The 26,167-nt window shown below is 63.6% G+C and carries 17 protein-coding genes; 1 reads left to right on the plus strand and 16 read right to left on the minus strand.

What is annotated here, in order from left to right; genetic code table 11:
* Positions 1 to 27 precede the first annotated feature (27 nt).
* On the minus strand, positions 28 to 1,416 hold the full coding sequence (gene tssK, locus J2X56_RS05805) for a type VI secretion system baseplate subunit TssK (RefSeq protein WP_310158805.1): 1,389 nt from the start codon (positions 1,414 to 1,416) through the stop codon (positions 28 to 30).
* Positions 1,417 to 1,423: 7 nt separating this feature from the next.
* The gene (locus J2X56_RS05810) at positions 1,424 to 2,185 is read right to left on the minus strand and encodes a type VI secretion lipoprotein TssJ (protein ID WP_310158807.1); all 762 of its coding nucleotides are present in this window, start codon (positions 2,183 to 2,185) and stop codon (positions 1,424 to 1,426) included.
* Positions 2,186 to 2,551: 366 nt separating this feature from the next.
* Between J2X56_RS05810 and J2X56_RS05815 the strand changes: the two genes are divergently transcribed.
* Positions 2,552 to 3,358: a hypothetical protein gene (locus tag J2X56_RS05815; protein ID WP_310158809.1), complete on the plus strand. Its 807-nt coding sequence runs from the start codon at positions 2,552 to 2,554 to the stop codon at positions 3,356 to 3,358.
* A 108-nt stretch (positions 3,359 to 3,466) separates the two neighbouring features.
* Here the strand turns inward: J2X56_RS05815 and J2X56_RS05820 are convergent, their stop codons facing one another.
* The 14 genes from J2X56_RS05820 to tssC all read right to left on the minus strand — a co-directional run bounded on the left by J2X56_RS05820 (position 3,467) and on the right by tssC (position 26,140).
* Complete coding sequence (locus J2X56_RS05820) at positions 3,467 to 6,166, minus strand: DUF2169 domain-containing protein (RefSeq protein ID WP_310158811.1); 2,700 nt, start codon at positions 6,164 to 6,166, stop codon at positions 3,467 to 3,469.
* A 14-nt stretch (positions 6,167 to 6,180) separates the two neighbouring features.
* Positions 6,181 to 8,910 carry a type VI secretion system tip protein TssI/VgrG gene (locus J2X56_RS05825; protein ID WP_310158813.1) on the minus strand — a complete coding sequence of 910 codons (2,730 nt, stop codon included), beginning with the start codon at positions 8,908 to 8,910 and terminating at the stop codon, positions 6,181 to 6,183.
* Between the two features lie 16 nt (positions 8,911 to 8,926).
* Positions 8,927 to 9,706 carry a hypothetical protein gene (locus J2X56_RS05830; RefSeq protein ID WP_310158814.1) on the minus strand — a complete coding sequence of 260 codons (780 nt, stop codon included), beginning with the start codon at positions 9,704 to 9,706 and terminating at the stop codon, positions 8,927 to 8,929.
* Between the two features lie 180 nt (positions 9,707 to 9,886).
* Positions 9,887 to 10,282, minus strand: coding sequence for a DUF4150 domain-containing protein (locus J2X56_RS05835; protein WP_310158816.1), 396 nt, complete (start codon positions 10,280 to 10,282; stop codon positions 9,887 to 9,889).
* 49 nt (positions 10,283 to 10,331) lie between these two features.
* Positions 10,332 to 10,988: a DUF3540 domain-containing protein gene (locus J2X56_RS05840; RefSeq protein WP_310158818.1), complete on the minus strand. Its 657-nt coding sequence runs from the start codon at positions 10,986 to 10,988 to the stop codon at positions 10,332 to 10,334.
* Positions 10,989 to 11,077: 89 nt separating this feature from the next.
* Positions 11,078 to 12,082, minus strand: coding sequence for a pentapeptide repeat-containing protein (locus tag J2X56_RS05845; protein ID WP_310158820.1), 1,005 nt, complete (start codon positions 12,080 to 12,082; stop codon positions 11,078 to 11,080).
* A 27-nt stretch (positions 12,083 to 12,109) separates the two neighbouring features.
* Positions 12,110 to 14,806: a DUF2169 domain-containing protein gene (locus tag J2X56_RS05850; RefSeq protein WP_310158821.1), complete on the minus strand. Its 2,697-nt coding sequence runs from the start codon at positions 14,804 to 14,806 to the stop codon at positions 12,110 to 12,112.
* 1 nt (position 14,807) lies between these two features.
* Positions 14,808 to 17,498, minus strand: a complete 2,691-nt coding sequence (locus J2X56_RS05855; protein ID WP_310158823.1) for a type VI secretion system tip protein TssI/VgrG — start codon at positions 17,496 to 17,498, stop codon at positions 14,808 to 14,810.
* 177 nt (positions 17,499 to 17,675) lie between these two features.
* Entirely contained in the window at positions 17,676 to 20,315 is a 2,640-nt protein-coding gene (gene tssH, locus J2X56_RS05860) for a type VI secretion system ATPase TssH (RefSeq protein ID WP_310158825.1), read from the minus strand.
* 130 nt (positions 20,316 to 20,445) lie between these two features.
* Positions 20,446 to 21,399 carry a type VI secretion system baseplate subunit TssG gene (tssG, locus tag J2X56_RS05865; RefSeq protein WP_310158828.1) on the minus strand — a complete coding sequence of 318 codons (954 nt, stop codon included), beginning with the start codon at positions 21,397 to 21,399 and terminating at the stop codon, positions 20,446 to 20,448.
* Complete coding sequence (tssF, locus tag J2X56_RS05870) at positions 21,396 to 23,120, minus strand: type VI secretion system baseplate subunit TssF (RefSeq protein ID WP_310158830.1); 1,725 nt, start codon at positions 23,118 to 23,120, stop codon at positions 21,396 to 21,398. Before tssF ends, tssG begins: the two co-directional genes overlap by 4 nt.
* Before the next feature lie 145 nt (positions 23,121 to 23,265).
* On the minus strand, positions 23,266 to 23,682 hold the full coding sequence (gene tssE, locus J2X56_RS05875; protein WP_310158832.1) for a type VI secretion system baseplate subunit TssE: 417 nt from the start codon (positions 23,680 to 23,682) through the stop codon (positions 23,266 to 23,268).
* Between the two features lie 26 nt (positions 23,683 to 23,708).
* Positions 23,709 to 24,197: an Hcp family type VI secretion system effector gene (locus tag J2X56_RS05880; protein WP_310158834.1), complete on the minus strand. Its 489-nt coding sequence runs from the start codon at positions 24,195 to 24,197 to the stop codon at positions 23,709 to 23,711.
* A gap of 458 nt (positions 24,198 to 24,655) precedes the next feature.
* Positions 24,656 to 26,140: a type VI secretion system contractile sheath large subunit gene (tssC, locus tag J2X56_RS05885; protein WP_310158835.1), complete on the minus strand. Its 1,485-nt coding sequence runs from the start codon at positions 26,138 to 26,140 to the stop codon at positions 24,656 to 24,658.
* Positions 26,141 to 26,167 lie beyond the last annotated feature (27 nt).

Raw genomic sequence — 26,167 nt, forward strand, 5'->3', positions numbered from 1 at the left:
GTGGGACGCCCCTGCCCTGCGCGTCGATTAGCGTCGAAGCACGACAATTTCGGCCTTCATGTCGTCGGGGGCATCCAGCCATTGCAGCGCGATGCTGCCCTGGCGTTCCACCGAATCCCACAACTGGCTGATCTGTTCGATGCGGAAGTAATACGAATACGCGCGGCGCGGCAGACCCTGCGGCGCCGCCTGCATGTGAATCAGCTCCAGGCCCGGCAGGGCATGCGAGATCAGGCCGGGAATGTCTTCCGGCGTGGCCAGGCGCGCATCATTGAGCAGGGAGTCGACCAGCCACTTGGCGTCCTTCTCGCTGCGCACCACCATGTAGAAGCGGTTGCGGCGGTCGAAGAAGGTATGCGGCAACTCGCCGGTCCAGTAGCCATCGCGGTACTCAAGGATGGACAGGAACTCGGGACCAACGGTGATCTCGTTGAGCAGGTTGCTGATCAGCGAATGCGCGCGCGAGAAGCACTTGTTGAGCTCGTTGTGATCGTAGGGCGGCAGGCCCGGCGTGCCGTCTTCGGCTTCGCCCAGCATGTTGAAGCGCTCCGAGAACGAGCTCAGCTCGCCGATCAGCTGGCGCAACGCCCCATAGGCCAGCCACGGGTGCACCTGGCGGGTCTCAGTCAGGTGGAACAGATAGGGGCTGGCGCGGTTCAGCGAGCGCAGCGCCAGCAGGAACACCATGTAGCTGGCGTCGAACTCGGCCTTCTGCATCTCGCGCGGGCTCTTGTATTCCTGCAACTGGCGGGTGCGCCCGGAGAGCTCGTCGCGGATGTCGCGGATGGTGCGCATCAGCACTTCCGAGCCGCCCAGGGTGTAGCACGGCGGGATGAAGTTCTCGGCCAGCTTGATGTTCTCGCCATCGCGCACCAGGCGCGCGATCGGCACCAGGTCGTAATCGCCCAGGTTCTCTAGTTCGCTGTCGAAGAACACTTTCACCACGTGCTGGAGCGTACGCACCTGCGACGGCGGGCCGTCCGAGTAGAGATCCGGCACTTCCGGACCGTTGGACAGCGCCGCGAACCGCGTGGTCGCCGCAGCCGCCTCGGCCTGGGTATTGACCAGGGTGGCGTTCTTTTCCTGGTCGCTCAGCTTCTTCAGGCCCAGATAGACATTGAAAGGCTTGTCGCCCTCGACCCAGGCCGAATCGAAGGAGCGCGGCGCGATCGCGGCGTTGCCCGGATATTCGATGTAGCTGCGATCGGGGAACAGCAGCTGGGCGCGTTCCACCTCGATCATGCGGTTGGCGGCGGCGGCCGTGGACAGGCTCAGTTCACCGACGCCCCAGAAATGCGGCAGCCCTTGTTCCATCAAAGGCTTGTTGAGGAATTGTCCATGCAGGTCGGCCAGCTGGAAATGCTGGGGCTGCATGAACATGCCCTGGTGCCAATAGATTGCCTTTTTGTCTTCCATGCGTGCGTCAGTCCTTGAGTTTGGGCAGGTTGACCGAAGGCAGGCTCTGCGCCGCCTTGGCTGCCTTCTGGATGCCGTCCACCGTCATCTTGATTTCCTTGCCGCCGCCGTCGAGCGGCACGGCTTCGGACAATTTCTTTTCGCTGGGGTCGTAATTGAGTCGTTCCGAATTCACGATGCCGTCGGCGCCGAAGCGCATACGCGCAGCCAGTTGCGCCGGGGCCGCCTTCCAGGTGGTGCTCACGAGCCCCTCGCTGGTCACCGTCAGCGGCACTTCGAACAGGCGCGCCGACGTGGCGCCGCTCATCTGGTAATAGCCGGCCACCACGCCGATGAACTTGGCCTTCTGGGCGCGATCCAGCACCAAGATCGAATGCTGCTCGGGCGCCACCACATACCGGTTGAACTGCGTGAAGCCGTCATTGCCCTTGTTGGCGCCCAGGCTGCGCGACAAGGCCGCCGGATCGGCGATCATCTTGTAGAACGGCGCGGAGTCTTCCATCTGGTACACGCCCACCAGCAGCGTGTGCGACTGCCCGGCGTAGCGGTTCAGCTCGGGATCGGCGGACATCTCGATCATCACGCCATCCTTGGCGAAGTCCCAGGTGATTTCCGCCAGCGCCTGCTTGCGGGAATTCCCGCCCAGGGCCGCATTGGCTGCCGAGCAGCCGACGCCGCCGGCCACTGCCAGCGCCACCGCCGTCCAGCCCAGCCAGGCGCGCCAATGCGCGCGTGGCCGGTCCGTGCCGGCTTGATTCTTCCCGATCATCCCTGTACCCATGTCAACACCCCTTCCATCCCGACGTCTGCCTTATCTGGCCTGGACGCCGTCTCCCTGAATTCGTCTGGCGCGATTATAGTCTGACAAATTAACAACATTTCGTAAAAGTACGATTCAAAAGCGATCAATTTTCGTATAGAGCCAAGGCAATCAAATGGCGGATTACCGGATGATTTCCCCCGCTTTGCTGGCGTCGGCGCATCCGGTCGCGCCAGGACGGGCGCAGGTGACGGCAATGTGACACCCGCATGACAACTGCAACACGAAAAACCCTGCCAGCCACTTCTCAGCACGTCGCGATGGCGTTAGCATCTCGGCACTGCTCCATTTCCGCCGGCCTGCCGGCCTGCGCCCATGACCGCCCCGCTCCGCCTGACCGCTTGTGTGACCCGCCCGCTGCTGGCGCTGGCCCTGCTGAGCCAGGCGCTGCCGGCGGCCGGCGCGCCGCTGACCCTGCCTTCCCTGCCTGACTTCGGCGAGCCTGCGCCCGTCACCACCGTGGCCGCGGTCGAGTACGTCTACGCCAGCCAGAACCGCGATCCCTTTGTCGGCCAGCAGTGCTGGGACACCCTGATCTCGCAGCGCGATCTCGCCATGCGGGAGTACAAGAACTACCAGTCCACGCCCTTCTTGAGCCGCAACATCTGGCCGCTGGTAGGCGCCGCCATGGGCGGCATCTCCGGCATCCTGCTGCTCAAGCGCATCACCTCGGCCGCCACTGCGCGCAAATGGCTGCTGCCGGTCGTCGCCGGCTCCGGGCTGGGCGGCTACATGGTCGGGCCGGGCGGCGTCGCCGGTGCCTGGCTCGGCGGCGGCATCGCCGACAAGCTGGGCAAGCACGACCGCTACAAGAAAACCCTGCCGGGCGCACTGGCCGGCGCGCTGGTCGGCAAGGCCTTGTGGGACATGGTGTTCCCGCCGGTCAAGCCGCCCGAAGCGCTGCCGTCCGATCCCGATGGTCCGATCGCCGCCGAGGTCTTCGTGCGCGACCAGACTTGCGGACCGCAACTGCTGACCTCGCACGAGGACTCCCTCTACCGCATCGGCTACCGCTTCAACGGCGAGCAGTACGACGTCGACGTGCCCTTCGAGCCCGGCGAGGCCGTGCTGCTCGACGACACCGGCAAGGTGGTCGGGCCGGCGCGCGGCCAGTTGAACTGAGCGCCCGCCTTTCCTTTTTTCCCGCCTTTACACCTCTTACGCCCCTTACGCCCCTTACGCCCCTTACGCCCCTTATGCCCCTTATGCCCCTTATGCCCCTTATGCCCCTTATGCCATCGGCGGCCGGAACCGCAGGATGGTGTTGGCCGTATCGGCTCCTTCCAGCGCCGCCACCCGCACCCGTGTGCCTTCGAAATCGACGCCCACCAGATTGGAGAAATGCAGCACCGCGTCCGTCAGCACCGTTTTGCGCAATGAGCCCTTGAGCAGGTTGACGCGGGTCAGGTCGGCTTGCGCCAGGTCGGCCTTGCCGAATTTGGCGCCGCGCGCTGAAGCGTCCCGGAACACCGCCCCTTGGGCCTGCACCTTGCTGAAATCGACCGCATCGAGCTGCGCGCCCTCGAAATGGGCCGCCGTGACATCAGCGCCTTCCCAGGTGGCGCCCGTCAGGCGCGCGTCGCTGAAGACCGCCTTGGCAAACACGCTGCCCGCCGCCGCGCGCGCCGCCGTCAGGTCAGCCCCGTTAAACCGCCCGGCGCTGGCATCGGCGCCATGCAGATCGATATGGCGCGCCGATACGGCGGACAAGTCGGCCTGCGCCAGCTTGCTGCCCTGGAAAACCGCCTGCGTCAGCTCGGCTTGCGCGAGCTGCGCACCGGACAGGTCGGCGGCGGAGAAATTGGCCATCGGCGCCCGCATGCCTGCGCCCACCAGCTTGGTCATCACGGCCTGCGCGAAGATCGCCCCCGCCGCGTCCGCTTGCGACAACTGCGCCTCGGCGAAGTCCGCGCCGGTGAAATCGGCGTCGCGCAGCTGCGCGCCGGACAGTCTGGACTTGGCGAACTTGCTGCCGGCGGCGCTTGCTTCATTCAGTTTCGCGCCGGTCATGTCGCTCTCGCTACAGTCAGCGCCCTGCATCAGGCACTGCGAAAAATCAGCGCCCGCCAGACGACTCTTGGCCAACACCGTGCCTTCCATCAGGCTGCCGGAGAAATCGGCGCCGGACAGGTCCAGCGCCGACAAGTCCACGCCGGAAATATCAAATCCCTTGAGCGACTGACTGGCCGCATGACGCGCGATGACCTCCTCCCGCGTCAATTGCGCCCGTGCCGGGGCGGCCGGCAATGGCGGCAGTTCCGGCATTGCCGGCGGCTTGAGCGCACCGCCAAAGGCGGTAGCCGCCGCTACGCCGGGCAATACAGGCGCTTCATTGGGCACCGCTGCCAACAGGGCGGACAGATCAGCATCAAGATTGCCGAGGGCAGCTGCCATGTCCGGGCGCTCGGCCACGAACTTCTGCATGTCCTGCATGGTGATCTTGTTCTCGGCCATGAAGGCCTGCGTTTGCGCATTGAGATCACTGATGGCAGCCTTGGCTTCCGCCAGGCTGGCACCTGCATCCGGCGCCTGCGGCGGCGGCATGAACTTTTGCAGGTCGGCATCCGTCACGTTGTGCTTGCGCATGAACTCGCGCGTCTGCAATTCCAGATCGGCGACCGCGCGATGCGCCTCTTCCATCGACACGGCAGGCAGCGGCTCTTCCACCGGCATGAACGCCTGCACTTGCGCCGGGGTGATGCCGTGCTGTTGCATGAGCTGGGCTGTCGCTTTTTCCAGTTCGGCCACGGCGCGATAGGCTTCCTGCATTTCCGGCGCGGCGTCGAGCACCGGCGGCGCGGCAGCCAGGGCGGCCAGTCCGGCGGGCATGGGCGGCGCCACCGCGGGCGCTGCGGCAGCAGGCGCCTGCGGCGGCGGCGTCTCGGCCACCACCGCCGGCGCGGCGTTGGTCAGCGTGTGGAATCGTGCCTCGTAGGCAGCGAAGGTCTGCGGCGCATCGACCAGCCGCTCCCACGCCACCATGATCTGCGCCACATCGCTGGCATCGTCATCTTCCGTGTCCGACTGGGCGCGGTACAGCACGATGCCGCACTCCAGTTCGGGAAACAGCCACACCGTGTCCAGGCGCGCCTCGACCTCGGCAAAGCGCGTGACGCCATTGGGCTGGCGGCGATTGACGAAACAACGCGCGCGCAATCCCGGCAGACGCCCGGTCAGCACGCGCTGTTGCGGATGCATGCCGCGCAGCTCGAAGTCTTCGTCCCCCTTGAAATAACCGCTGACGCGCTGGTCCGCCGGCACGGTGTGGAAATACTCCACTTGCGTATCCAGCGGCAGGTGCGGCCAGGTGTGCTTGAGCCAGTTGTCGTCGAACTTCCCCAGGCTGGCGGTGCGCATGAGCGCGGCGGCGTCAAAGCCCCAGAACCCGGCGGGCGCGGGCTGGTCGCTGCGCTGGACCATCCGCTTGCTCATCCATTCGACATTGGGCAAGGGCCATTGCTTACTGCCGTCGGCGACATCCACCGCGTGGATGCCCCGCCCCAGCGGGTTGGCCGCATGCCCTTCGCCGCCGAACGCGCGTTGCTGGGTCAGCGGCATCACCGTAAACGGCGTGGTCGCCGAAATCCGGCCAAGCGCGCCAAAGCTGCGATCGCCCAGCACCAGCAATTGCTTGGACACCGTGCCGACCCGCGCCGCCACCGCCATTTCCTGCACTGGCGTGCCGCCGGGCGCGTGGGCATTGCCATACACCTTGAATTCGCCCGCCGGCTTGGGATAGCCCTCGTCGAGCACGGCTTCGCCCATGGCTTTCTTGACGGCATCCCACAGCTCTGGCTCATCGCGCAGGCCATCCAGCGAGGCCTTCCCGAACGGGAACAGGCCCAGCATGCCGATGGCCAACGTATTGCGGCGGGCAAACTGGAAACTGCGGTGCAGTACCGCCTGGTTGTTTTCGCGATAGATTTTCATGCCTGGTGACTTTCTTAACCCAGCTGGATCATCATGCCGTTGACCTTGGCGCCGGCTGGCGACACCGTCAGGCTGCTGCTGCCGTAGCTCAGTTCAGCGGCCATGGAGCTCAGCTTCATCTCGGCCTTCATATAAGTGGCGCTCACGGCGAGCGGCTTGGCGGCGAAGCCCTTGGTGGTGGAATACTCCAGGGTCGCGCCCGTCGCGCTCAGGTTCAGTTCGGACAGGCCGGCCGCATTGGCCTGGGCCACCAGCCCAGACGCGCTGGCCGTCAAGCGCCCGCCCGCCGGTGTTTGCAGCGCAACCTTGCCGACCGGGTTCGCCGTGCTCAGTTGCGCCTGGGTCGCGTCCAGATCAAGCGCGCTCTGCAAGGCCGGCAAGCCGGCACCGACGACCGAGATCTTGGAGCCGGTGATATCCAGATGCGAATTGCCCGGTGGCGCGGTTCCGGCCACGCCCAGCTTGATGCTGTTGTGCTTGACGTCGATCTCGCCCAGTCCCGGTGGCAGCAACTGGTCGGCCTTGATGTTGATGCCGCTGTTGTTGACCTTGATGTTGCTGGCATAGGTGACGTCCTTGCAGACGGTTTCGATGGCTGTGGCCGCCTTGTCCAGCACGAACTGGGTGATGCCGATGATCAGGCCGTTGGCGGCGGTCTGGCCGGCGGTCAGCGCGCCGCTTTCGAGCGAATCAAAGGCCAGCTTGCCGCTGGCGCTGTCGGACAGCTTGGCGCTGGCCGCGGCCGCGCCGCCAGCCACGACCATGTTGGCCACCGTATTGACGATCACGGCAGTCTTGACCGCCGTCTTCAGCGCCTCCACGGCGGTCTTGATGACCACACGCTGGCCGCCGGAGATGGTCACGGTTTCATTGGCCTGCAACTTGCCGTCGGTCTTGAAGGACACGGAGGTGGAATCGTCGACACTGAAGCTCTTGCCGAACTTCCAGGCCACGTCGCGGCCGTAGCTCACGCCAAAGCTGGCGCCCACGGCGGCCTTGGTGGTCACCGACGCGGTGGCGCTGTTTTCCAGCGACAGGCCCAGCGAGTTCTTCACGCCCACCGAGATCGAGGTCGAATTGCCCCCCGACAGGCTGAATGAACTGCCCGAGGTGCTTTGCCAGATGCCCTTCACTGCCGCCGCCGGCTGCTTGCCGATGATCGTCGCGGTGCCGCTGCTGGCCGACTTCAGCGTGATCGACTCGCTGCCCTTGGTGTCGTCGATGACGATGCTGTTGCCCGGCGTGATGAGGCGGCTCACCACCTTGTTGTCGTCCGGCCCGACGGTCACATTGGGATTGAGGGAGTTGGCCACTGCGCCCAGGATCACCGGACGGTCCGGGTCCCCGCCCTCGAAGGACAGCAGCACTTCGGCCCCCTTGTGCAAGGGCGTGTGCATGCCGTAACCGACCGCCTTGTCGTCCACCTTGACCGTGCCGGCGTAGGGCGATGCCATGCGGATGCGCACCTTGTTGGCGTCGGCGCTGGCGCTCTGGGTGAAGCGCAGCTTGACCAGATAGCGGCCCTTGTCATCCAGATCGGCGTAGTAGTTGTCGGTCTTGCTGGAATCGATGGTGGCGCTCATCGTGCCCTGGCGGTAGGGCCAGGGCGTGACGCGTTGCGCGCGGAACTGCACGTCGGCCGGGATCGCCTGGAAGGAATTGGCGTAATAGGTGGCCGGCGTGTCCGCATTCATGTCCTCGTTGAACGGCGTGCTCATGCCGTTGAGCAGCGCGCCGGCCTGCGAGCCGCGGTGCTCGATCTCGGTCACCAGGTACTTGCCGTTGAACGAAGAACGGTAATGCTGCGCCAATGTCAGGAAGAAGCCGCTGCGCAGACCGACCACCGTCGACTCGCCGTAATAATGGCGCGAGGCGCAGATCAGCTCCTGCGCGCGCAGCTTCGCATAGCGCTTGCCTTCTGCTTCGGTGCGGATGTTCTCATTTTGCAGCATGACATCGCCGATGCCGCTGGCTGAAACGGTTTCCTCGAAGCGCAAGGCTACGTCGGCCGCGGTGTAGTTGTAATCCTGAAGGATGACCTTGTTCGGCAGCGGGCGCTGGCCGCCGACAAAGGATTGCACGGCCTTGTTGCTGCCGCCCGTGTCGAGCCGGTCCGCCGGCCGGTAGCTGGCCTCCACGGTCGTGGCGGCATGACTGTTGATGCCGTCGGCGACGTTGAGGATGTCCTTGTTCTTGTCGTGCGAAAAGTAATAATACAGGCCGTCCCGCTCCATCCAGCGCGACAGGAAGGCCAGATAGGTCTCCTCGTACTGGGTCACGTAGTCGCGCTTGTCATACACGCCCGAGGTCACGAAGTTGCGGTCGTCGCTGAAGATGCGCCCCTTGTCGAGCACCAGCTTGAGCAGCTCGGGCGTCACCTGGTCGCCGACATAGAGATCGGTGATCCGGTACAGCGACAGACGCCACAGGCGCGGCACCAGCACGGCGCGATAGAACACATAGCCATCGGCCTTGTGCAGCTGGTCGAACGCGCTGAGGACGCCGTGATACGGCGTGGCCGTCGACCCATCGGCCGGATAGATCAGCAGCGACGCCGGTTTCTGTAGCATGTCGCCAAAGTCGATGTCCGCATCGGCAGACACCAGCGTCAACTCGAAGCGGAACATCTGCGAGATGGCTTCCTTGCCATGCAGATTGACCACGGCGAATTTCTGCGCGTCGTCGAAGGCCTTCGACGTGAATTCGAAGCGTTTGTTGGCAGCCAGGTTGTCAAAAAGGGACATGTCGTTTTCCTTCTGATCAGGACAGCGTCAACACGGTAGCTTCGCCGTCGCCGCTTTCGGTGTATTGCAGGAACAGGATGGCGCTCGGGCAACCCTTCACGCGGGCGTAGTAGGACTGGCCCTCGCCCACCTGGTTGCGCACGGCCCAGGCCGTGTATTCGGTCTCGCCCAGTTGCAGCTTCATGCCCTGCTGGGCGAATTCCAGCACGGTCTTCTCGGGCAAGCCATTGGCATCGCCCACCGCCTGGAAGTTGATCTCCGCGCCCTCGCCGGCCACGCCGAACATCACGCCATCCCAGTTGCCGGCGCGCGGGCCGATCTCGAACCACTGGCCCAGCTTTTCGTCGCCCGCCACGTTCAGGCGGTATTCCGGCGCTTCGGCCTTGCCCGGCATATTGGCCTTGGCCACGATCTTGGCGGGCCAGGCGGCATTGGCTTCTTCCAGGTGCAAGGCGTTGCGCAGCAGCGGCGGCAGCGTGTCAGGCGCGGGCGCCTTGTCCTTCCACATGAACACGATCGGGAAGCCATGGCCGCTGCCCTCGCGCAGCGACGCCGCCATCAGCGACAGGCCGTAGCGCACGGTCGGCTTGGCCATTTCCTCGGCGTCGGCCAGCACCAGCCACACATTGGCCTTGGCCTCGACCAGCGAATCCAGCGCCACGCGCCAGGCCATCTTCTCGGCCTCATCGGTCCAGAAATGGCCCTTCACGTCGAGCCCATAACGTTTCAGCACGCCAGTGAACGCCTGCACGCGCGGGGGATTGTTGCCGAGAGAAGTAATCCAGACTGTTTTCATGGCGAGACCAAAAAAATAGGAAATAAACAATAAAAAATAAGCACCCAGACTACGTTTCGGCATGTCGTGAGCGCGTAGCGAGCGGAGCTGAATGTTTGCCGAGAAGCGCAGCCGTACGTAAGTACGGTGAGCATCGCAGGTGAACAGTCAGGTTCGCGCAGTAGCGTTCATGACATGCGTTTAACCCATGATCATTACCTTGGCCTGACTCGGCACCAGCACCGCGCCCACGGTATTGCCGTCGTTCTGCTTGGTGGTCGCCGTCAGGCGCACCGCCGGGTTGCCTTCCAGCTTGACCTTGAAGCTGGCCAGCACGAACTCGCACGGCCCCATGATCTTGCTCGACGCCACGCCACCGGCCACGCCGGGCTGGTCGCCATTGGACATCGGAATCTTGGAAGCCTTGGTCAAGGCGGGCATGCCCGAGATCGACACCTTCAGGGTGGCCGGATTGCCCATCATCGGCATGGCGATGTTGGGATACGGGATCGGGATCGGGCCGGCAGGCGGGATCGGCGTCTTGCAGACATCGGGCATGGCCATGGCCTGGCCGGCTTGCTTGGTCACTGCGAACATGGTGTGCTCCTTGAGCGAATCTTGAGTGGGCGAAGGCAGGCGGTGGCGCTCAACCGAGGTCGATCTTCTCGCCGTCGATCTTGACCTGGCCATCTGCCAACAAGGTCGTGTGCTTGGCCTTCATGTGGAAACGCTCCTTGACCTGCATGCGCACGCGGCCGGCGCGGGTCTCGTCAAGGTTTTCCACCCAGCGGAAGCTGTCGCGCGCCTTCTGCACCAGGCGACCCACGGTCGAGGTGATGCTTTGCGCCATGCTGCGCACCACGCCGAAGCGGGCGTTGACTTCCTCGGCGCTGGTGTTCAGACGCGAGAAGCGCACATCGCCCTGCACGCCGGCCAGCTCCACCTGCGCGCCGACCACGGTCACGCGCTTGCGGCCGGTCAGTTCCAGCTGCTCGGCCTGCACCTGCAACTGGCCCTGGGCCGTGTGCAGCGAGACATCGCCCGGCAGCTTCAAGGTGGCCTGTGCCGGCGTGGCACGCGCCAGCACCGCCAGGATGTACGAGGTCTGGGCGCCGCCGTTGCACACCAGCACGGTGTCGCCGCTTTCCGGCTCGATCAGGCAGCTGTCGGCGCGTTGCGCGCGCTCGACCGACAAGTCGCCGCCCGACAGGAAGAACCATTTGTCGGCGCGACCGGTCACGGTGGCATAGACCAGGCCGACAGCGGCGTCGGGGCGGGACATCGGGATCAGTGTGTTTTGCATGGTGGACTCCATTTCAATTCAGTGTCGGTTCAAGGGGACTGCATTGATCTTCATGACGGGCGCGACGGGATGCTGGCGCGACCGGTGCATCATCGGGCGGCGGCCTTGGGCTGCCATTGCTCGGCTTTTTCCAGCGCCGGATCGGTCGGGCGCACGCCATCGAAATTGGCGCCGTCCCAGCGGGTATCCTTTTGCAGCATGGCGTGGATATTGGCGCCGCCCAGATCGGCGGCGCTGCAATCGGCGCCATTGAAGACGGCGTTCGACAGGTCGCAATACACCCACTTCGACTGCTTCAGCTGCGCCTGCTGCCACACGGTCTTGTGCATCACCGACATGTGCCAGCTGCCGCCCACGCCTTGCGCGTCAGTGAAATCCGCGCCGGAAGCATCGCTCATGTCGAACTTCACGCCGCTGAAATTGGCCTTCTGGCCCTGGGCATCAATGAAACAGATATAGATGCCGCTGGCGTTGCTGAAATTGGCTTCTGGCAGCTGCGCCGAGAGGAAGCTGGTGCGATCCAGCACGGCGCCCGCGAAATCGGCCTTCGGCAACTGGCATTCGCTGAAGTTGGTCATGGTCAGGTCGCAGGCCGGGAACCGCTGGCCCGCCAGGTTGCTGCCCCGGAAGAAGGCTTGTTCCATCTTCGCGCGCTCGAACTTCACGGTCGTCAGGTCGCTGTTCATCACGGTCCAGCGCGTGAGGTCGGCGCCGCTGACGTCGACCTGGGCCAGGCTGACATCGTTCATGTCACAGCGCACCAGTTGCGCGCCGGCCAGGCTAGCGCCATCGAAGCGGCAGTTGCTGAACACCGCATGCTGGAAATCGGCTTCCTGGCATTGCGCGTCAGAGAAATCGATGTCCGACCAGTTGCTTTCATGGGCCTGCAACTTCTGCAAGCGCGCCCCGCTCAGCTTGATGTTCTGCAGGTACGCGCCATGGAGCACGGTGCCGACCAGCGTGGCATTGGCCAAGTTGAGATTGATCAGCGTCCAGCCGGACAGGTCGCGGCCGGACAGATCAACGCCGCTCAGATCGACATCGACCAGTTGCTGGTCTTCGCTGGCGGCTTGCAGGAGTTCGTTCAGTTCCATATGTCTTCCTTTCATCAGGATAGGTCGTCACGCCAGCGGCGGACGGAAGCCCAGAATCGTGCCACCGGTGTCTGCGCCTTCCAGCGCGACGACTTTGACTGTGACGCCTTCAAAATCCACGCCATAGAGATTGGCGAAATGCAGCGCGGCGTCTTCCACACGGGCCTTGCGCAGCGAGCCTTTGAGCAGGTCGACCCCGGTCATGTCGGCCTTGGACAGGTCGGCCTTGGACAGCTTGACGCCACGTGCGCGGGCGTTTCTGAAATTTGCGCCTTGCGCCTGCGTCTGGCTGAAATCGGCGAAGTCCAGGCGCGCGCCGGTAAATTGCGCACCGGTCAACCGTGCGCCCTCCCACGCAGCCCGGTGCAATTGCGCTCCCTCGAAACTGGCCCGGGAAAAATTGCTCTCCTTGTCTGCGCGCGCCGCTGCCAGATCAGCCTGGGCAAACTGGGCGCCCGTCGCGACCGCGCCCTGAAAATCTGCACCGCTGGCTTGCGCCTCATGGAAGTTGGCGGTCACCAGCTTGCTGGCGACGAACATGGCGTCAGTGAGAACGGCTTGCCGCAGATCCGCTCCGGACAAGTCCGCACCGGTGAAATTGGCGCTTGATGCCTGTACGCCAGCGGCCGACAAGCCGGTCATGACGGCGGCCTCGAACGTTGCGCCAGCAAGACTCGCCTGCCCCAACGAGGCTTCGACAAAATCAGCGCCGGTGAAATCGGCGTCCTGCAACACGGCATGCGACAAGCGCGCCTTGGTAAATTTGCTGCCGCTGACGCTGGCGCGCAAGAACGTGGCCTGGCTGCAATCGGCCTGCGTGAAATCCGCGCCTTTCAGAAGGCAGTCAGTGAAATTGGCCTTGGTAGCGAGGCTGTCGGCAAACCGGACGCCCTCCATCAAGCTGTCGCTGAAATCAGCGCCGGATAAGTCCAGACCGGACAAGTCCACACCGGACAAGTCAAAACCGCTGATCGTTTCTCCTGCGGCGCGACGCGCCACAACCTGCTCGCGCGTCAACGGCGGATGGCTGGCCTTGGGCAAGGTCGCGCTCAGCAAGGCAACTTCCGGCAGCGCTTGTGCGATATCGATCTCGGGTAAAGCGGGCAAGCCGGCAAACATGTCCGCAGCACTGCCCTCAGCGCGCTGGAACGCCAGCGCTTCACGGTAGGCCGCGAGCAACGCGCCGCCATTCGGGTTAGCGGCAAGCAGCCGCTCGACATCTGCTTCGGTCAACCCGTGCTTTTGCATCTGTTGCTGGGTGGCCGCCTCAAGCTGTCGCAGGCTCTGGTTGACCTCCACCACCGACGCCGACGCCGGAGCAGCTTCGGCCTGGCTGATCACCGGCGCCAGATCGGCCTGGGTCAGCCCATGTTGTTGCATCCGCGCCTGGGTCTCGGCGTTCAGCTCAACGATGACACGATCCACTTCTTCCAGCGTGGCGGGCGGCACAGATGGCTCCACCGGCATGACCCGTTGCAAGTCGGCGGGCGTCAATCCGTGGCGCGCCATCTTCTCGGCAGTGTCGCGCTCCAGGGCATTGACCACGGCATCGATTTCGCTCGTGTCTGGCAGGCCGGCATCCATCGCAACTGCGCCAGCGGCCGCAGCAGCAGGCGCCGGCACGACCAGCGCTGCTGCCGGCGCAGTCGCCTCGATGACCGGCTCCGCTGTGGGTTCAGCGGCGATTACGCCTTCATCCAGCCGCTCCCGAAACACCCGTTGATAATGATCGAAAGACGCCGGCGCGTCCGTCATGCGCTCCCACTCAGCCATGATATGCAAGACATCGCTGCCGTCTTCGTCAGCGATGTCTGACTGTCCCCGATACAGCACGATGCCGCAGGCGGCGCCGGGAAACAGCCAGACCGATTCCGCCCTGGTCTGGAGCTCGCTGAAACGCTCGCCACCAGCCCCATCGCTGCGGTTGATGAAGCAACGCGCCCGCAGGCCCGGCAAATGACTGGTCAGCACCTGGTGCTGCGGATGCATGCCACGCAATTCCATGGTCTCATCGCCACTGAAATACGCCGTCAAGCGCTGGTCGGCCGGCGCAGTCTGGAAATATTCCGCCTGCGTATCCTCAGGCAGATGCGGCCAGGTATGGCGCAACCAGCTATCGTCGAAGCGTCCGAGCATGGCGGCACGCACCGGCGCATGCGGAGGCAGGCACCAGAAACCGGCCGGGGCATGCTCGTCATCGGTCTCCACCATGCGGTCGTCCAGTGTTTCCACGTTGGGCAGCGGCCAGAACGCCTCGCCATCGCTCCCCATGATTTCCTGCGCGCCCTTGCCCAACGGATTGGCGGCGTAGCCAGGCCCGCCAAAGGCGTGCGCCGGCGTCAGCGGCATCTCGTAAAACGGTGATGGATCCGACGCCAGCCCGAGCGCATTGAACACGCGGTCACCGTTGACGACGAGTTGCTTGCGTAACGCGCCGATCTGCACCGACACGCCCATTTCTTCCACCGGCGCACCTTGGGCTGCCCAGGCGCTTCCGTAGACGGCGAACTCTCCTACCGGCTTCGGATAGCCTTCATCGAGCACGGCGTCGCTGCCCATGGCCTCGGCGGCGGCGGCCCACAGCTCGGTCTCCGTCAACAAGGCACCGCGCTCGCTGGCGTCAAAGCGGAACAAGGCCAGCATCCCCACTGCCAGGGTGTTTCGGCGCGCGAAGCGAAAGCTTCGGAACATCAGCGCCATATCGTCTGGGCGGAATATCTTCATGTCAGCCGAGCTCGATCTTGAGGCCGATGATTTTCGAGCCGGTTGCGCCGATCTTGAACTGGGTGCCACCGCTCTTGACCAGAATATCCGTTGCCGTGGCCTTCACAAACGCGCCACCTTTCTGGCCGATGAAGGACTCGGAACCATCAAGTTTCAACATGGAAGACCCTTTTTCCAGCTTCGCATCCGACGAGGTCAAGGACAGCGTCGTTTCACCGGACTTCAGCTCGGTGGCGTCCTTTTTCATCAGCAACACCGCGTTTTCGACCGTAGCTTTCACCTGATCCTGCGCCACACTGAATGTGGTCTTGTCGGCAGTCGTGGTCACGCCCCGGCTGTCCTGGATGGCGATCCCGGTCGTCTTGTCGCCTGCGGAGGCCGTAATCTTTTTGGTCGCATGGCTGCTGATGGCATCGCTGGCGATGAAGGCGATGGTGCCAAGCCCGAACTTGCCGCTGGCGTTCGACGTCTGCCCATTCACATCGTCGACCTTGATATCCACGCCTTTGTCGTCCACCACAATGTTGCTGGTGTAAGGATTGGTCTTGGAATCCATCAGGCCTTCGAGATAGCTCCCCGTCTTTTGCAGCGCGACCTGCGCCAGGGTGCCCTCCAGACCGGCCAGCCCGCCATACAGCGTAGCGATACGCTTGTTGTCCTCATCGTCCATTGGCAGCTTGCCGCTGGCATCGGTGTTGGCCATCATCGATATCTCAGCGGTCGCCGCCATGCCGAGCGCCACATTCACCGCAGTATTGGCCAGAACGGCCCCCCGGATGCCCAGCTTCCACTTCTTCAGCGTTTCCTTGACCAGCGTTTTCTGCCCACCCGCGATGGTGACCTTGGTGTTGCCCACCAGTTTGCCGTCTTCCTTCAGGGAAACCGACTTCCCGTCATCGATGGTGAAGGACCGTCCGGCCTTCCAGCTCATGTCGAAGGCCAGGCCGAAACTGACCGAACTGCCCAGATTGAACTTGGTCGCAACGCCTGCCGACAGGGAATTTTCCAGCGCCAGGGTCACGGAGTTCTTGACGCCGGCAGTCACTTTGGTGTCCGTGCCCACGGTCAAGCCATACGAGCTGCCGGAGGTCGAACGCCAAAAACCCTGCTGGCCGGCCGGAAGCGCGCCGACGGCAACGACCGTGCTGCCCGTCTTTGATCCGATACCAACCGCTTCCTGGCCCTTGGTTTCATTCATGGCAATGCGGTTACCGGGCGTGCTCAAGATCGTGCGCGCCTTGTTATCCTCGTTCACGACATTGACATTTTCCGAGTTGGAGACGGTGGACATGATGACCGGCCGGTCGGGATCGCCGCCATCAAAGCTCAACAGCACTTCCGTCCCCTTGCGCAAAGGCGCATGCATGCCGTGCTGCGCGTCCTTGCCGTTGGTCGAAAACGGCGACGCCATGCGCACCCGCACAGAGCCCTTGCCAGCGTCGCGCCGGGTCTGGTTGAAACGCATCTGGACCAGATAGCGGCCCTTCTTGTCGAGATCGGCGTAGTCTCCCGCGCCGGATGAATCGATGACGGCCGTGACCGTACCGGACACGCTTGGCCACGGCGTAAGACGCGGCGCCCGATATTGCACGTCCGACGGAATGGCCTCGAAGCTGTTGGTGTAGAACGTGCGCTGCTGCGCCAGCTCGCCACGGTTGTACGGCGTCTCCATGCCATTGAGCAAGGCGCCCGCCTGCGAGCCGCGATGCTCGATGCTGGTCACCAGATACGACGCATTGAAATCCTTGCGGTAGTGGCCGCTCATCTGCATCAGGTATCCGCTGCGCAATCCCACCACGGTGGATTCGCCGTTGTAGAGTTTGCCAGTGCAAATGATCTCTTCAGCCCGCAGCAGCGCATAGCGCTTGCCTTCCGCCTCGTCGCGGATATGCTCTCCGCGCAGCATGACTTCTCCCGCGCCGGTGGCGGAAACATCGTGCTTGAACTCCAGCGGCAGGGCTGCCTTCTCATAGTTGTAGTCCTGCACCATCACGCTGGCCGGCAGACGGCGATGGGAGCCAGTGAAGGACTGCACCGACTTGTTGCTTACGCCGGTGTCAAGCTTGTCGTGCGGATGGTATTCGGTCTCTACCTTGTTGCCGTGCGCGCTGCTTTTATCAACGATGCGCAGCTTGTCAAGCTTGCCGTCGTGGTCGAAATAATAGTAAAGACCGTCACGCTCCATCCAGCGTGAGATGAAGTCCAGATGCGATTCCGCCACCTGGCTCACATAATTGCGCGGCTGATAGAAGTCGGTCGTCGCATCGATCTGGACATGGTTGCTGTTGAACATGGCCTTCTCCAGCACTGACTTGATCAGATCCGGTGTGCGCTTGTTGTCCAGATAGAGATCGGAGACCCTGGACAGCGACAGTGTCCACACATGCGGCACCAGCACGGCGCGATAAAAGGTATGGCCGCCGGCGTGATGCAGTTGCTCGAACACCGACAGCACACCGTGATAAGGCGTCCGGGTCTTCTGATCCGCCGACAGGATCGTCAGCGTCATGTCGTTGGCGAGCATGCCATCCAGGTTGACGTCGATCTTGTCCGTCACCAGGGTCAGATCAAACTGGAACAGGCGCGACAAGCCCTCCTGGCCCGTCATCGACACCACATGGAATGTCGCCGAGTCCGTGCCCACAGCGAATTCAAACCGCTTATCCTTGCCCAGGTCATTCAATGCAGCCATCTCGAAATCCTCAATGCTTGATTTATCATGCGCCTGATTCTGCGTATGCTGTCTTACCAGCCCATTTCAGCCTTGTTACGACCGTAATACCGCGTCCTGCCCGATGGGTGACAGGGCATTCAACACAGAGGGCCGGACGCCGCTTGCGCGGGGTCCGGCCCTCTGTGTCATCCCCGCTTACGCCGGGAACTCCACCTTGAAGCCGCCGTCTTCGGCCACGTCCAGCGTGATGGCCGTCGGTTGCACTTCGCCGCTCATGCGCGCCAGGATTTCCTGCGACATCAGCGGCATCACGGTGCCACGCAGGATGAAGTCGATGTTGCGCGCGCCGGTTTCCACCTCGGTGCAACGCGCGGCGATCTGATCCACCACGGCGTCGGTGTAGGTGAAGCGCATCTTGTTGTTGCGCAGCAGGCGGCTGACGATCTTGTTCATCTTCAGGCGCACGATGCCGGCCAGCGCGTCGCGGGCCAGGGTGAAATACGGAATCACCGTCATGCGCGCCAGCAGCGCCGGCTTGAAGTGCGCCGACAGGATCGGACGCACGGCGGCCAGCAGGGTCTCGTGATCCGGCACCTCGTCACCGGCGGTCATCTCGGTAATGACGTCGGTGGCCAGGTTGGAGGTCAGGAAGATGACGGTGTTGGAGAAGTCGATCTCCTTGCCTTCGCCGTCCGACAGCATGCCCTTGTCGAACACCTGGTAGAACAGGTTCAGCACGTCCAGGTGGGCCTTTTCCACTTCATCCAGCAGCACCACCGAATACGGACGCTGGCGCACCGCTTCGGTGAGCACGCCGCCTTCGCCGTAGCCGACATAGCCCGGGGGCGAGCCGATCAGGCGGCTGACATTGTGCTTCTCCTGGAACTCGCTCATGTTGACGATGACGGTGGACTTCTCGTCGCCGAACAGGATGTCGGCCACCGACAGCGCGGTTTCGGTCTTGCCGACGCCGGAAGGACCGGCCAGCAGGAACACGCCCAGCGGCTGCTGCGGATCGCGCAGGCCGGATTGCGCCGTCTTGAGGATCTCGCCGATCTGGTGCATGGCATGGTCCTGGCCGCGCACGCGCGCCGACAGGGTCTTTTCCATGTTCATCACGGTTTCGGCCTGGTCGCGCAGCATCTTGCCCACCGGGATGCCGGTCCAGTCCGAGATCACCTTGGCGACCACGTCCGGATCGACGTCCACGCGCACCAGCGGCTCCTTGCCCTGGGCGGTCTTGAAGGCTTCGCTGGCGGCTTCGATCTCTTGCACCAGCTTGGCCAGCTCGTCTTCCGACGCGCCTTCCTCGCGCGCCTTGGCGCGGGCGGCACGGGCGGCCAGCAGCGCGTCGGCGGCGTTCTTCTGGGTCATCCAGATGGCGCGCAGGCCGCCGGCTTCGTCTTCCAGTTTGACCAGCAGGTCGTCGATCTCTTGCAGACGGGCGATGTCCACCGGTTGCAGGTTGTCGCGGTCACGCTCCAGACCGGACTGCTCGCGGTGCAGGGCCTGGATCTGGCGTTCCTTGTCTTCCAGCACGTCGGGCTTGGCGCTTTGCAGCACCTTGACGCGAGCGCAGGCGGTGTCAAGCAGGTCCACCGCCTTGTCCGGCAGCTGACGGCCGGTGATGTAGCGGCTGGACAGCTCGGCGGCGGCGACGATGGCGTCGTCGCGCATCACCACGCGGTGCACGTCCTCATACTTTTCCTTCAGGCCGCGCAGGATCAGCACGGCGGTGGCCAGATCCGGTTCGTCCAGCTTGACCAGCTGGAAGCGGCGGGCCAGCGCGGCATCCTTTTCGAAATACTTCTTGTACTCGGCCCAGGTGGTGGCCGCGATGGTGCGCAGTTCGCCGCGCGCCAATGCCGGCTTGAGCAGGTTGGCGGCGTCCGAGGTGCCGGCCTGGCCGCCCGCGCCGATCAGGGTGTGGGCTTCGTCAATGAACAGGATGATGGGCTTGGGCGACGCCTTGATCTCGGTGATCACGCCCTTCAGGCGGTTCTCGAACTCGCCCTTGACACTGGCGCCGGCTTGCAGCATGCCCATGTCCAGACCGAGGATGGTGACGTCCTTCAGCGAATCAGGCACATCGCCATCGACGATGCGCAGGGCCAGGCCTTCGACCACGGCGGTCTTGCCGACGCCCGGATCGCCGACGCAGATCGGGTTGTTCTTGCGGCGGCGGGCCAGGATGTCCACCATCTGGCGGATTTCCATGTCGCGGCCGAAGACCGGATCGATCTTGCCGTCACGCGCCTTGGCGGTAAAGTCTTCGCAGAAACGGGCAATCGCGCTGCCGTCGCCGCCGGCGGCCGGCGATGCGGCGCCGCCGCCCTCGCCTTCGTCCTTGCTGGCCGATTCTTCGATAGAACCGCCGCAGACCTGGCCGAAGGTGGCGATCAGGGTTTCACGGTTCAGCGCGCGCAGCGGCGTGGCATAGTCGCCGGTGGCGTAATAGGTGGCGCGGGCCAGGAAGGCCAGCAGGATAGAGCCCGAACGGATGCGGGTCTCGAACAGGTTGACCGAGGAAATCAGCCAGGCGTCTTGCAGCAACTCCAGCAGCAGCGGCGAGAAGGCCGGACGACCGGCGTTGCCGGTGCGCATGTCTTCGATGGACTTGTCCATCGCGCGCTTGACCAGGGCGGCATCGACGCCGTGCTGGCGCAGCAGCAGCGGAATGTCGGACTGCACGTTGTCGAACAGCTTGATCAGCAAGTGCTCGACGGTGATTTCGTAATGCCCGCGCGACACGCACAGGCCCACGCCATCTTCCAGCGCCTGCTTGCAGAAACTGTTCAGGCGACCTACCAGGGGTTTCAATTCGACCAGCAGCATTTCAACTCTCCCATGATTTGCATTATTCAATGATGCTTGATGCTTCTCGTCCCCGGACCCGCGTGCGGGCGGCCCGTGTTGCCGCTGACGGCGTGACAAAACTGTGTGACAACGTTTCCCGCAGGCCTTGCTACAGCATGTACCGCACCACGGTGGGCGTATTCGACTGCGCCGGGTTGAGCCAGGTGTCCAGGCCCAGCCGCGACCACTGCTGACTGTTGGTGCGCATGGCTTGCGCTTCGTCGCTGCGCAGGCCCAGCTCGATCTCGACTTCCAGCGGATCGATCAGATAGAACCGCACCAGGAATTTCAGGCGCTGATGCCCCGAGGCGCCCGGCAGCAACTGATGGAACAATTGTTGCGGCAGCGCCGACAGACGGATGCGCAGGTTGCTGCCATAGTCGTCGATGAGCGTGCCCAGATAGGCTTCCTCGCCCAGCGTGCTGCCCTGCCCGCCCAGGCTCCATTGCTGGTCGGACGGAATCGGCAAGGTGCGCAACACGCAGCTGTCGATGTCCACGCCGGCGCCGGCAAAGGCGTCGGCCAGCATGGTGCGCAGGCCCAGCACCGAGCGCGGCCGCTGGCTGAGCAGTCCGGCATAGCGCAACAGCCCGGCGCTGCCCGGCAGCAGGCTGGTGCGCAGTTCTTCTTCGTCCATCCCGACGAAGGAAAACAGGTGGCCCAGCGTGTTGACGTCGCCATCCTCGACCACCCGCTGTTCGAGCCGGTACTTCGACCAGGCCTCGAACAGCAGCGGATACAGCGCGTAGTGCACGATGTCGATGAATTCGCGCTGGGCGTGTCCGCCCTCGCGTTCTTCCTCGAACAGGTCCTCGGTGTAATACGTCGGCAGCGGCGAGGACACGCCGTACAAGCCGAAGAAATTGGCCGTGATGCGATAGCCGCCCTGCGGCCGCGCCTCGATCCCGTCGATATCGCTGTCCGGAAAGTTCAGCGACAGCTTGGGCCGGATGCGCAGGTTTTCCGAACGCGCCGCGCCCGTGTTCTTCTCGAACAGCCGCAGCAGCCGGATCGCCTGGAAGTAGGAATACCGCTCGCCCTTCTCGAGCAGATCCTGCTTCACAGGAGCGCTTGTTGTCCGAGTCGGGCCGGCCATTTGAAGACAGCTCCTGAAAAGGCGTCTTCCATCTCGACGCGGATATAAGAATTGATGCCGGCGTAGTCAGCGAGGAATCGCTCGATGACGCAGCCGAACACGTACATGTCGCCGATGCCGGCAAAGAAATCCTGACGGCACTTGATGCGCACCAGCTGTCCGCGCAGCACGCTGCCGCGTCCGACCAGCCGGGTCTCGGGCGTCGCCGTGACAGTCTGGATGCCCTCGATGCGGCGGCGGTTGGCCGCTTCCTGCCCCTGCTCCTGGCGCTCCGGGAAGACATACAGGTTCAACATCGCCTGAAGGTTCTCGGCGCTGGCCACCGAAAAGAAATTCAGCGACACATGCGAGATCAGGCGCCACAGCAGCGCCTCGCCGGTCGGCGGGTTGAGCGCCGGCGACACCGTGCGGATGTTGCGGAAATTCATGCGGTCCGGCGAGCTGCTGGTGGGCTGACTGATGTCGCCCAGCTTCAGGCTTTCGGCCAGTTGCCCGTTGGTGCAGGTCAGCCGCAGCGACAGGGTCTCGGGCAAGGGCGCCTCGCCGGACGGATAGTTCACCGACAGGAACAGCTCATTGCCGCGCCCCACCGTGGCCGAGCGCACCGTGGTGCGGTACGACAGCCGCGCGCCGCGGCGGTCATGGCGATACAGCCCGAACGGCACATACACGCGTTCGCGCGCCTGCCCCTGCTGGTAGCCGATGACCTCGTCGACGGAATAGATCTGGAAGTGGCCGCGCGTGCGCCCTTCCGGGGTGACGCGGTATTCGGTGACACGGTGCTCGTGATTGATCGGATCGGCCGGATGCGCGAACAGGTTGATCGCCGGCACCACATTGAGCAGGAAACTGTCGCCGCGGATCTCCGGCATCCAGTCGGGCAGATGATCCAGCGTGATATAGACGGAAAACTCGGCACCGCTGCGCTGCGTCCACTTGCGCAGACCGTGCAGTTCGACGAACAGGAACTTCTCGGGCTGGACGAAGAACTCCTGCACATTGCGGTAACCGGAAAAGGCATTGCCCGGATATGGCAGCATCGGCTGTTCGAAGCCGCTGGCGCGCAGGCTCTTGACGCCCAGGTCGAAGCGCGCGCCGTCGGCGCCGGCCACGCGCACCTGACTGACGTGGTTGGCCAGCAGCAGCAGCAACTTGGCCGCCTCGCTGTAACCGCTGCCGAGGAACAGGCGCAGGCTGTCGGATTGCCATTGGGAGAGATCCAGGCCGACCATGCTGAATTCGAGCACCAGGATAGGCGCGGCGCCGGCATGGCTGAGCACGTTCACGTCGAGCAGCTTGACCGGTTCGATATCCAGGTCGCTGGTGGTGACGAAACGGCAGGGCGTGCCGTCCACCGGCAGCGAGGACAACTCGGTGCCGGCGGCCACGCGCGCGGTTTCCATCAGCGCGCCCTTGGGCGCGAACGACATCATGGTGGTGCCGGGCACCGGGCGCAGGTAATGCGGGAACAGCAGGTTGGCCAGTTCCTGGACAAACTCGGGAAACTCGTCGTCGAGCTTCTGGCGCGTCATGCCGGTGAGGAAGGCGACGCCTTCGAGCAGGCGTTCCACGTCCGGATCGGCCGAGGAGCCCGAGAGCATCGGCGCCAGGGCCGGATTATTCTGGGCGAACTCCACCGCCAGGCCCTTGAGCTTGTTCAACTCCTCTTCGTAATATCGATTGAACATGTCGGCTGTAAAAGTGGGTGCGAAGTGAAACGGTAAAGCGGCAAAACGGTAAAACGCGTTTCGTCAGGAGCCGGCGCCGCCGTGACCGGGCGACACTGGAAAACCACTGATGAAACGGGTCTTGCGCGAGGCCGTGCGGCCGGGCTCAGCCGATATTGACCTTGCCGTTGGAACCGACCGTGGTCGACAGTTGCAACGGGATTTCGCGGTTGTCGACTTCCAGCACGCCCTCCAGCGAGAAGCGGATGGACAGGACGTCGGTCGTGTCGCGATTGAGCAGCACGCGCGGCGACTTCAGGCGGGGCTCGTACTTGAGCACCATGCGGCGGATCTCGTCTTCCATCTCCACCACCGAGCCGGCGCCGGTGCCACCTGCCAGGTTGGTGAAATCGGGCACCCCGAAATGCGGGTCGATCTGCACGCTGCCCTGGCGCGTGTTGAGCAGGCGGCCGAGGTGATCGCTCACCGATCGCACGAGGATATCCACTTGGGTCTGGCTGGTGCGTTCCGCATCAGCCTCGCTCCAGTTGGCGATCCTTTCCAGCAATCGGCGCTCTCTCACCCCGGCCTCCCTTCAGCGCGCGTCGATTACGACTTCGGAGCGAGCCAGGAATCTTCGGCTTCGATGCCGTCCGGATCGAAGGTCCAGGTGATCTTTTCGTAGGTGAAGGCGATGTCTTCCATGTGACCCATCTGGGCGTTGGCCGGGTTCAGGCAGTTCGGCGTCCAGGCGCGGATGTTGGTCAGGATGGCGTTCGACAGCTTGACGGTGTAGTACTTCTCTTCGGTGCCCTTCGGCGAGATGCGGTAGTACTCCAGGGTCACGTCCTTCATCTGTTCGCCCGAGGTCAGCGCCTGGAACAGCTTCGGCGAGGACTTGTCGATTTCCTTGGTGACGGTCATCGGCAGGTGAACGCGCTTGCCGGTCGGCAGGCCGGTCTGCGGGCTCTTCGGGATCTCGATGTTGTGATCAACGGCTTGCACCAGGATCTTGCCTTCGTGGCCCTTGATCTTGGTCGAGCCTTCGATCTTGCCTTGGTTCTGGCCTTCGAGGATGAGGTAGCATGGCATTGGCATGATGATTTCCTTTCAATGAATCGCTGATTAACGTGTGTCATGTCGGCTATCGCGGCGGGCGCCGTGACAGCCACCGTTGTAGAACGCTTTCCTAACGTCTTCGGAGCATCCGGGACGCCTGCCCAGTCCCCCACTTCCTGTGTCATGTGTCCTGCGCATGAAACACATTCTGAGGCCCAAGCGTTACCGTCTCGTGTCAGCGAATGTCGTTCCGGATGTCAAATGAAACATGTCAATGAAACATGCGCCATCCGTCACCCGGCATCGCCTGTCGTCGCTCCGGAAACAGGTCTTGCCGATGGAACGTCCGCGCCGGCATCCGGCGGCGGATAAAGGGTGGCCAAGCTGCGGCCAGCGAGGATTGCGGGACGATCCCTCCACCGTCCCGCACAGGGAAATGCGACCATGTTGCCCCTCCTTGGCAGACGCCGGGCGGCGTCCCATGGCCGTGCTGCCGATTACTTCTTGTCCAGCTTACCGACCAGCGACAGGGTGAACGAGGCGCCCATGTACTTGAAGTGCGGACGCACCTTCATGTCGACCTTGTACCAGCCCGGATCGCCTTCGACGTCGGCCACCACGATTTCGGCCTGACGCAGCGGACGGCGGCTGCGCACGCCTTCTGCCGGGTTGTCCATGTCGGCGACATACTGGCGGATCCAGTTGTTCAATTCGCTTTCCAGATCGCCGCGCTCTTTCCACGTGCCGATGTTTTCGCGCTGGATCACCTTGATGTAGTGGGCCAGGCGGCTCACCACGAACATGTAGGGCAGCTGGGTGCTGAGCTTGTAGTTGAGCTCGGCTTCCTTGCCTTCCTTGGTGTTGCCGAAGAACTTGGGCTTCTGGGCCGAGTTGGCCGAGAAGAAGGCGGCGTTGTCGCTGTTCTTGCGCATGGTCAGGGCGATGAAGCCCTGCTCGGCCAGTTCGAACTCGCGGCGCTCGGAGATCAGCACTTCGGTCGGGATCTTGTTTTGCAGCTCGCCCATCGACTCGTAGGTGTAGACCGGCAGGTCGCCCACGGTGCCGCCGCCTTGCGGGCCGATGACGTTGGCGCACCAGCGGTAGTCGGCGAAGCTCTGGGTCAGGCGCGACGCGAAGGCGAACGCAGCGTTGCCCCACAGGAACTGCTTGTTGCCACCGGACACGTCTTCCGAGTAGTTGAATTTCTTGGCCGGCACGGTATCGGCGCCGTAAGGCACGCGCAGCAGGAAGTGCGGCAGGGTCAGGCCGACGTAGCGCGCATCTTCGCTTTCGCGGAACGAGTTCCACTTGACGAACTGCGGGCCTTCGAAGATCGACGCCAGGTCCTTCAGGTTCGGCAGCTGGTCATAGCTGTCCACGCCGAAGAATTGCGGCGCGGTCGCGGCGATGAACGGCGCGTGGCTCATGGCCGAAACGCTGGCGCAGTATTGCAGCAGCTTGATGTCCTGACCGCCCGGGCCGAACTCGTAGTTAGCCACCATGGCGCCGAACGGCTGGCCGCCGAACTGGCCGTATTCCGCGGTGTACAGGTTCTTGTACAGGCCCGACTTGGTGATGTCGGCGGAATCCTGGAAGTCTTCCAGCAGCTTGTCCTTGCTCACGGACAACAACTGGATCTTGACGTTTTCACGGAAGTTGGTGCGATCCACCAGGAACTTCAGCGAGCGCCATGCCGATTCCAGCTTCTGGAAGTTTTCGTGGTGCAACACTGCGTCCACCTGGGCGCACAGCTTCTTGTCGAGGTCGGCGATCATGGAGTCCACGGTCGCCTGGGTGATGCGTTCCACCGAATTCTGCGGTTCCAGCAGTTGCGAGATGAACGCCTGGATACCTTGCTTGGTGATCGAGTAGGCATCGTCGCCCGGCTTGATGCGTGCCGATTCGATCAACTGGTCCAGCAACGAATCGCCGGCTTGTGCTTCGGCCGCTTCCGAGCCGGCCTGTTTCTGTTCTTCACTCATCCTATATTCTCCCTGCGATGCCGAAAC

It is taken from the genome of Herbaspirillum sp. 1173 (genome assembly GCF_031455335.1).
Classification (GTDB): Bacteria; Pseudomonadota; Gammaproteobacteria; order Burkholderiales; family Burkholderiaceae_D; genus Herbaspirillum; species Herbaspirillum huttiense.

Excerpts from the sequence above, each read along its gene's own strand:
- J2X56_RS05845 (WP_310158820.1), bottom strand. The coding sequence starts at position 12,082 with ATGGAACTGAACGAACTCCTGCAAGCCGCCAGCGAAGACCAGCAACTG.
- J2X56_RS05850 (WP_310158821.1), bottom strand. The coding sequence starts at position 14,806 with ATGAAGATATTCCGCCCAGACGATATGGCGCTGATGTTCCGAAGCTTT.
- J2X56_RS05825 (WP_310158813.1), bottom strand. The coding sequence starts at position 8,910 with ATGTCCCTTTTTGACAACCTGGCTGCCAACAAACGCTTCGAATTCACG.
- J2X56_RS05810 (WP_310158807.1), bottom strand. The coding sequence starts at position 2,185 with ATGATCGGGAAGAATCAAGCCGGCACGGACCGGCCACGCGCGCATTGG.
- tssH (WP_310158825.1), bottom strand. The coding sequence starts at position 20,315 with ATGCTGCTGGTCGAATTGAAACCCCTGGTAGGTCGCCTGAACAGTTTC.
- J2X56_RS05835 (WP_310158816.1), bottom strand. The coding sequence starts at position 10,282 with ATGTTCGCAGTGACCAAGCAAGCCGGCCAGGCCATGGCCATGCCCGAT.
- J2X56_RS05830 (WP_310158814.1), bottom strand. The coding sequence starts at position 9,706 with ATGAAAACAGTCTGGATTACTTCTCTCGGCAACAATCCCCCGCGCGTG.
- J2X56_RS05880 (WP_310158834.1), bottom strand. The coding sequence starts at position 24,197 with ATGCCAATGCCATGCTACCTCATCCTCGAAGGCCAGAACCAAGGCAAG.
- J2X56_RS05815 (WP_310158809.1), top strand. The coding sequence starts at position 2,552 with ATGACCGCCCCGCTCCGCCTGACCGCTTGTGTGACCCGCCCGCTGCTG.
- tssC (WP_310158835.1), bottom strand. The coding sequence starts at position 26,140 with ATGAGTGAAGAACAGAAACAGGCCGGCTCGGAAGCGGCCGAAGCACAA.
- J2X56_RS05855 (WP_310158823.1), bottom strand. The coding sequence starts at position 17,498 with ATGGCTGCATTGAATGACCTGGGCAAGGATAAGCGGTTTGAATTCGCT.
- J2X56_RS05840 (WP_310158818.1), bottom strand. The coding sequence starts at position 10,988 with ATGCAAAACACACTGATCCCGATGTCCCGCCCCGACGCCGCTGTCGGC.
- tssF (WP_310158830.1), bottom strand. The coding sequence starts at position 23,120 with ATGTTCAATCGATATTACGAAGAGGAGTTGAACAAGCTCAAGGGCCTG.
- tssK (WP_310158805.1), bottom strand. The coding sequence starts at position 1,416 with ATGGAAGACAAAAAGGCAATCTATTGGCACCAGGGCATGTTCATGCAG.
- J2X56_RS05820 (WP_310158811.1), bottom strand. The coding sequence starts at position 6,166 with ATGAAAATCTATCGCGAAAACAACCAGGCGGTACTGCACCGCAGTTTC.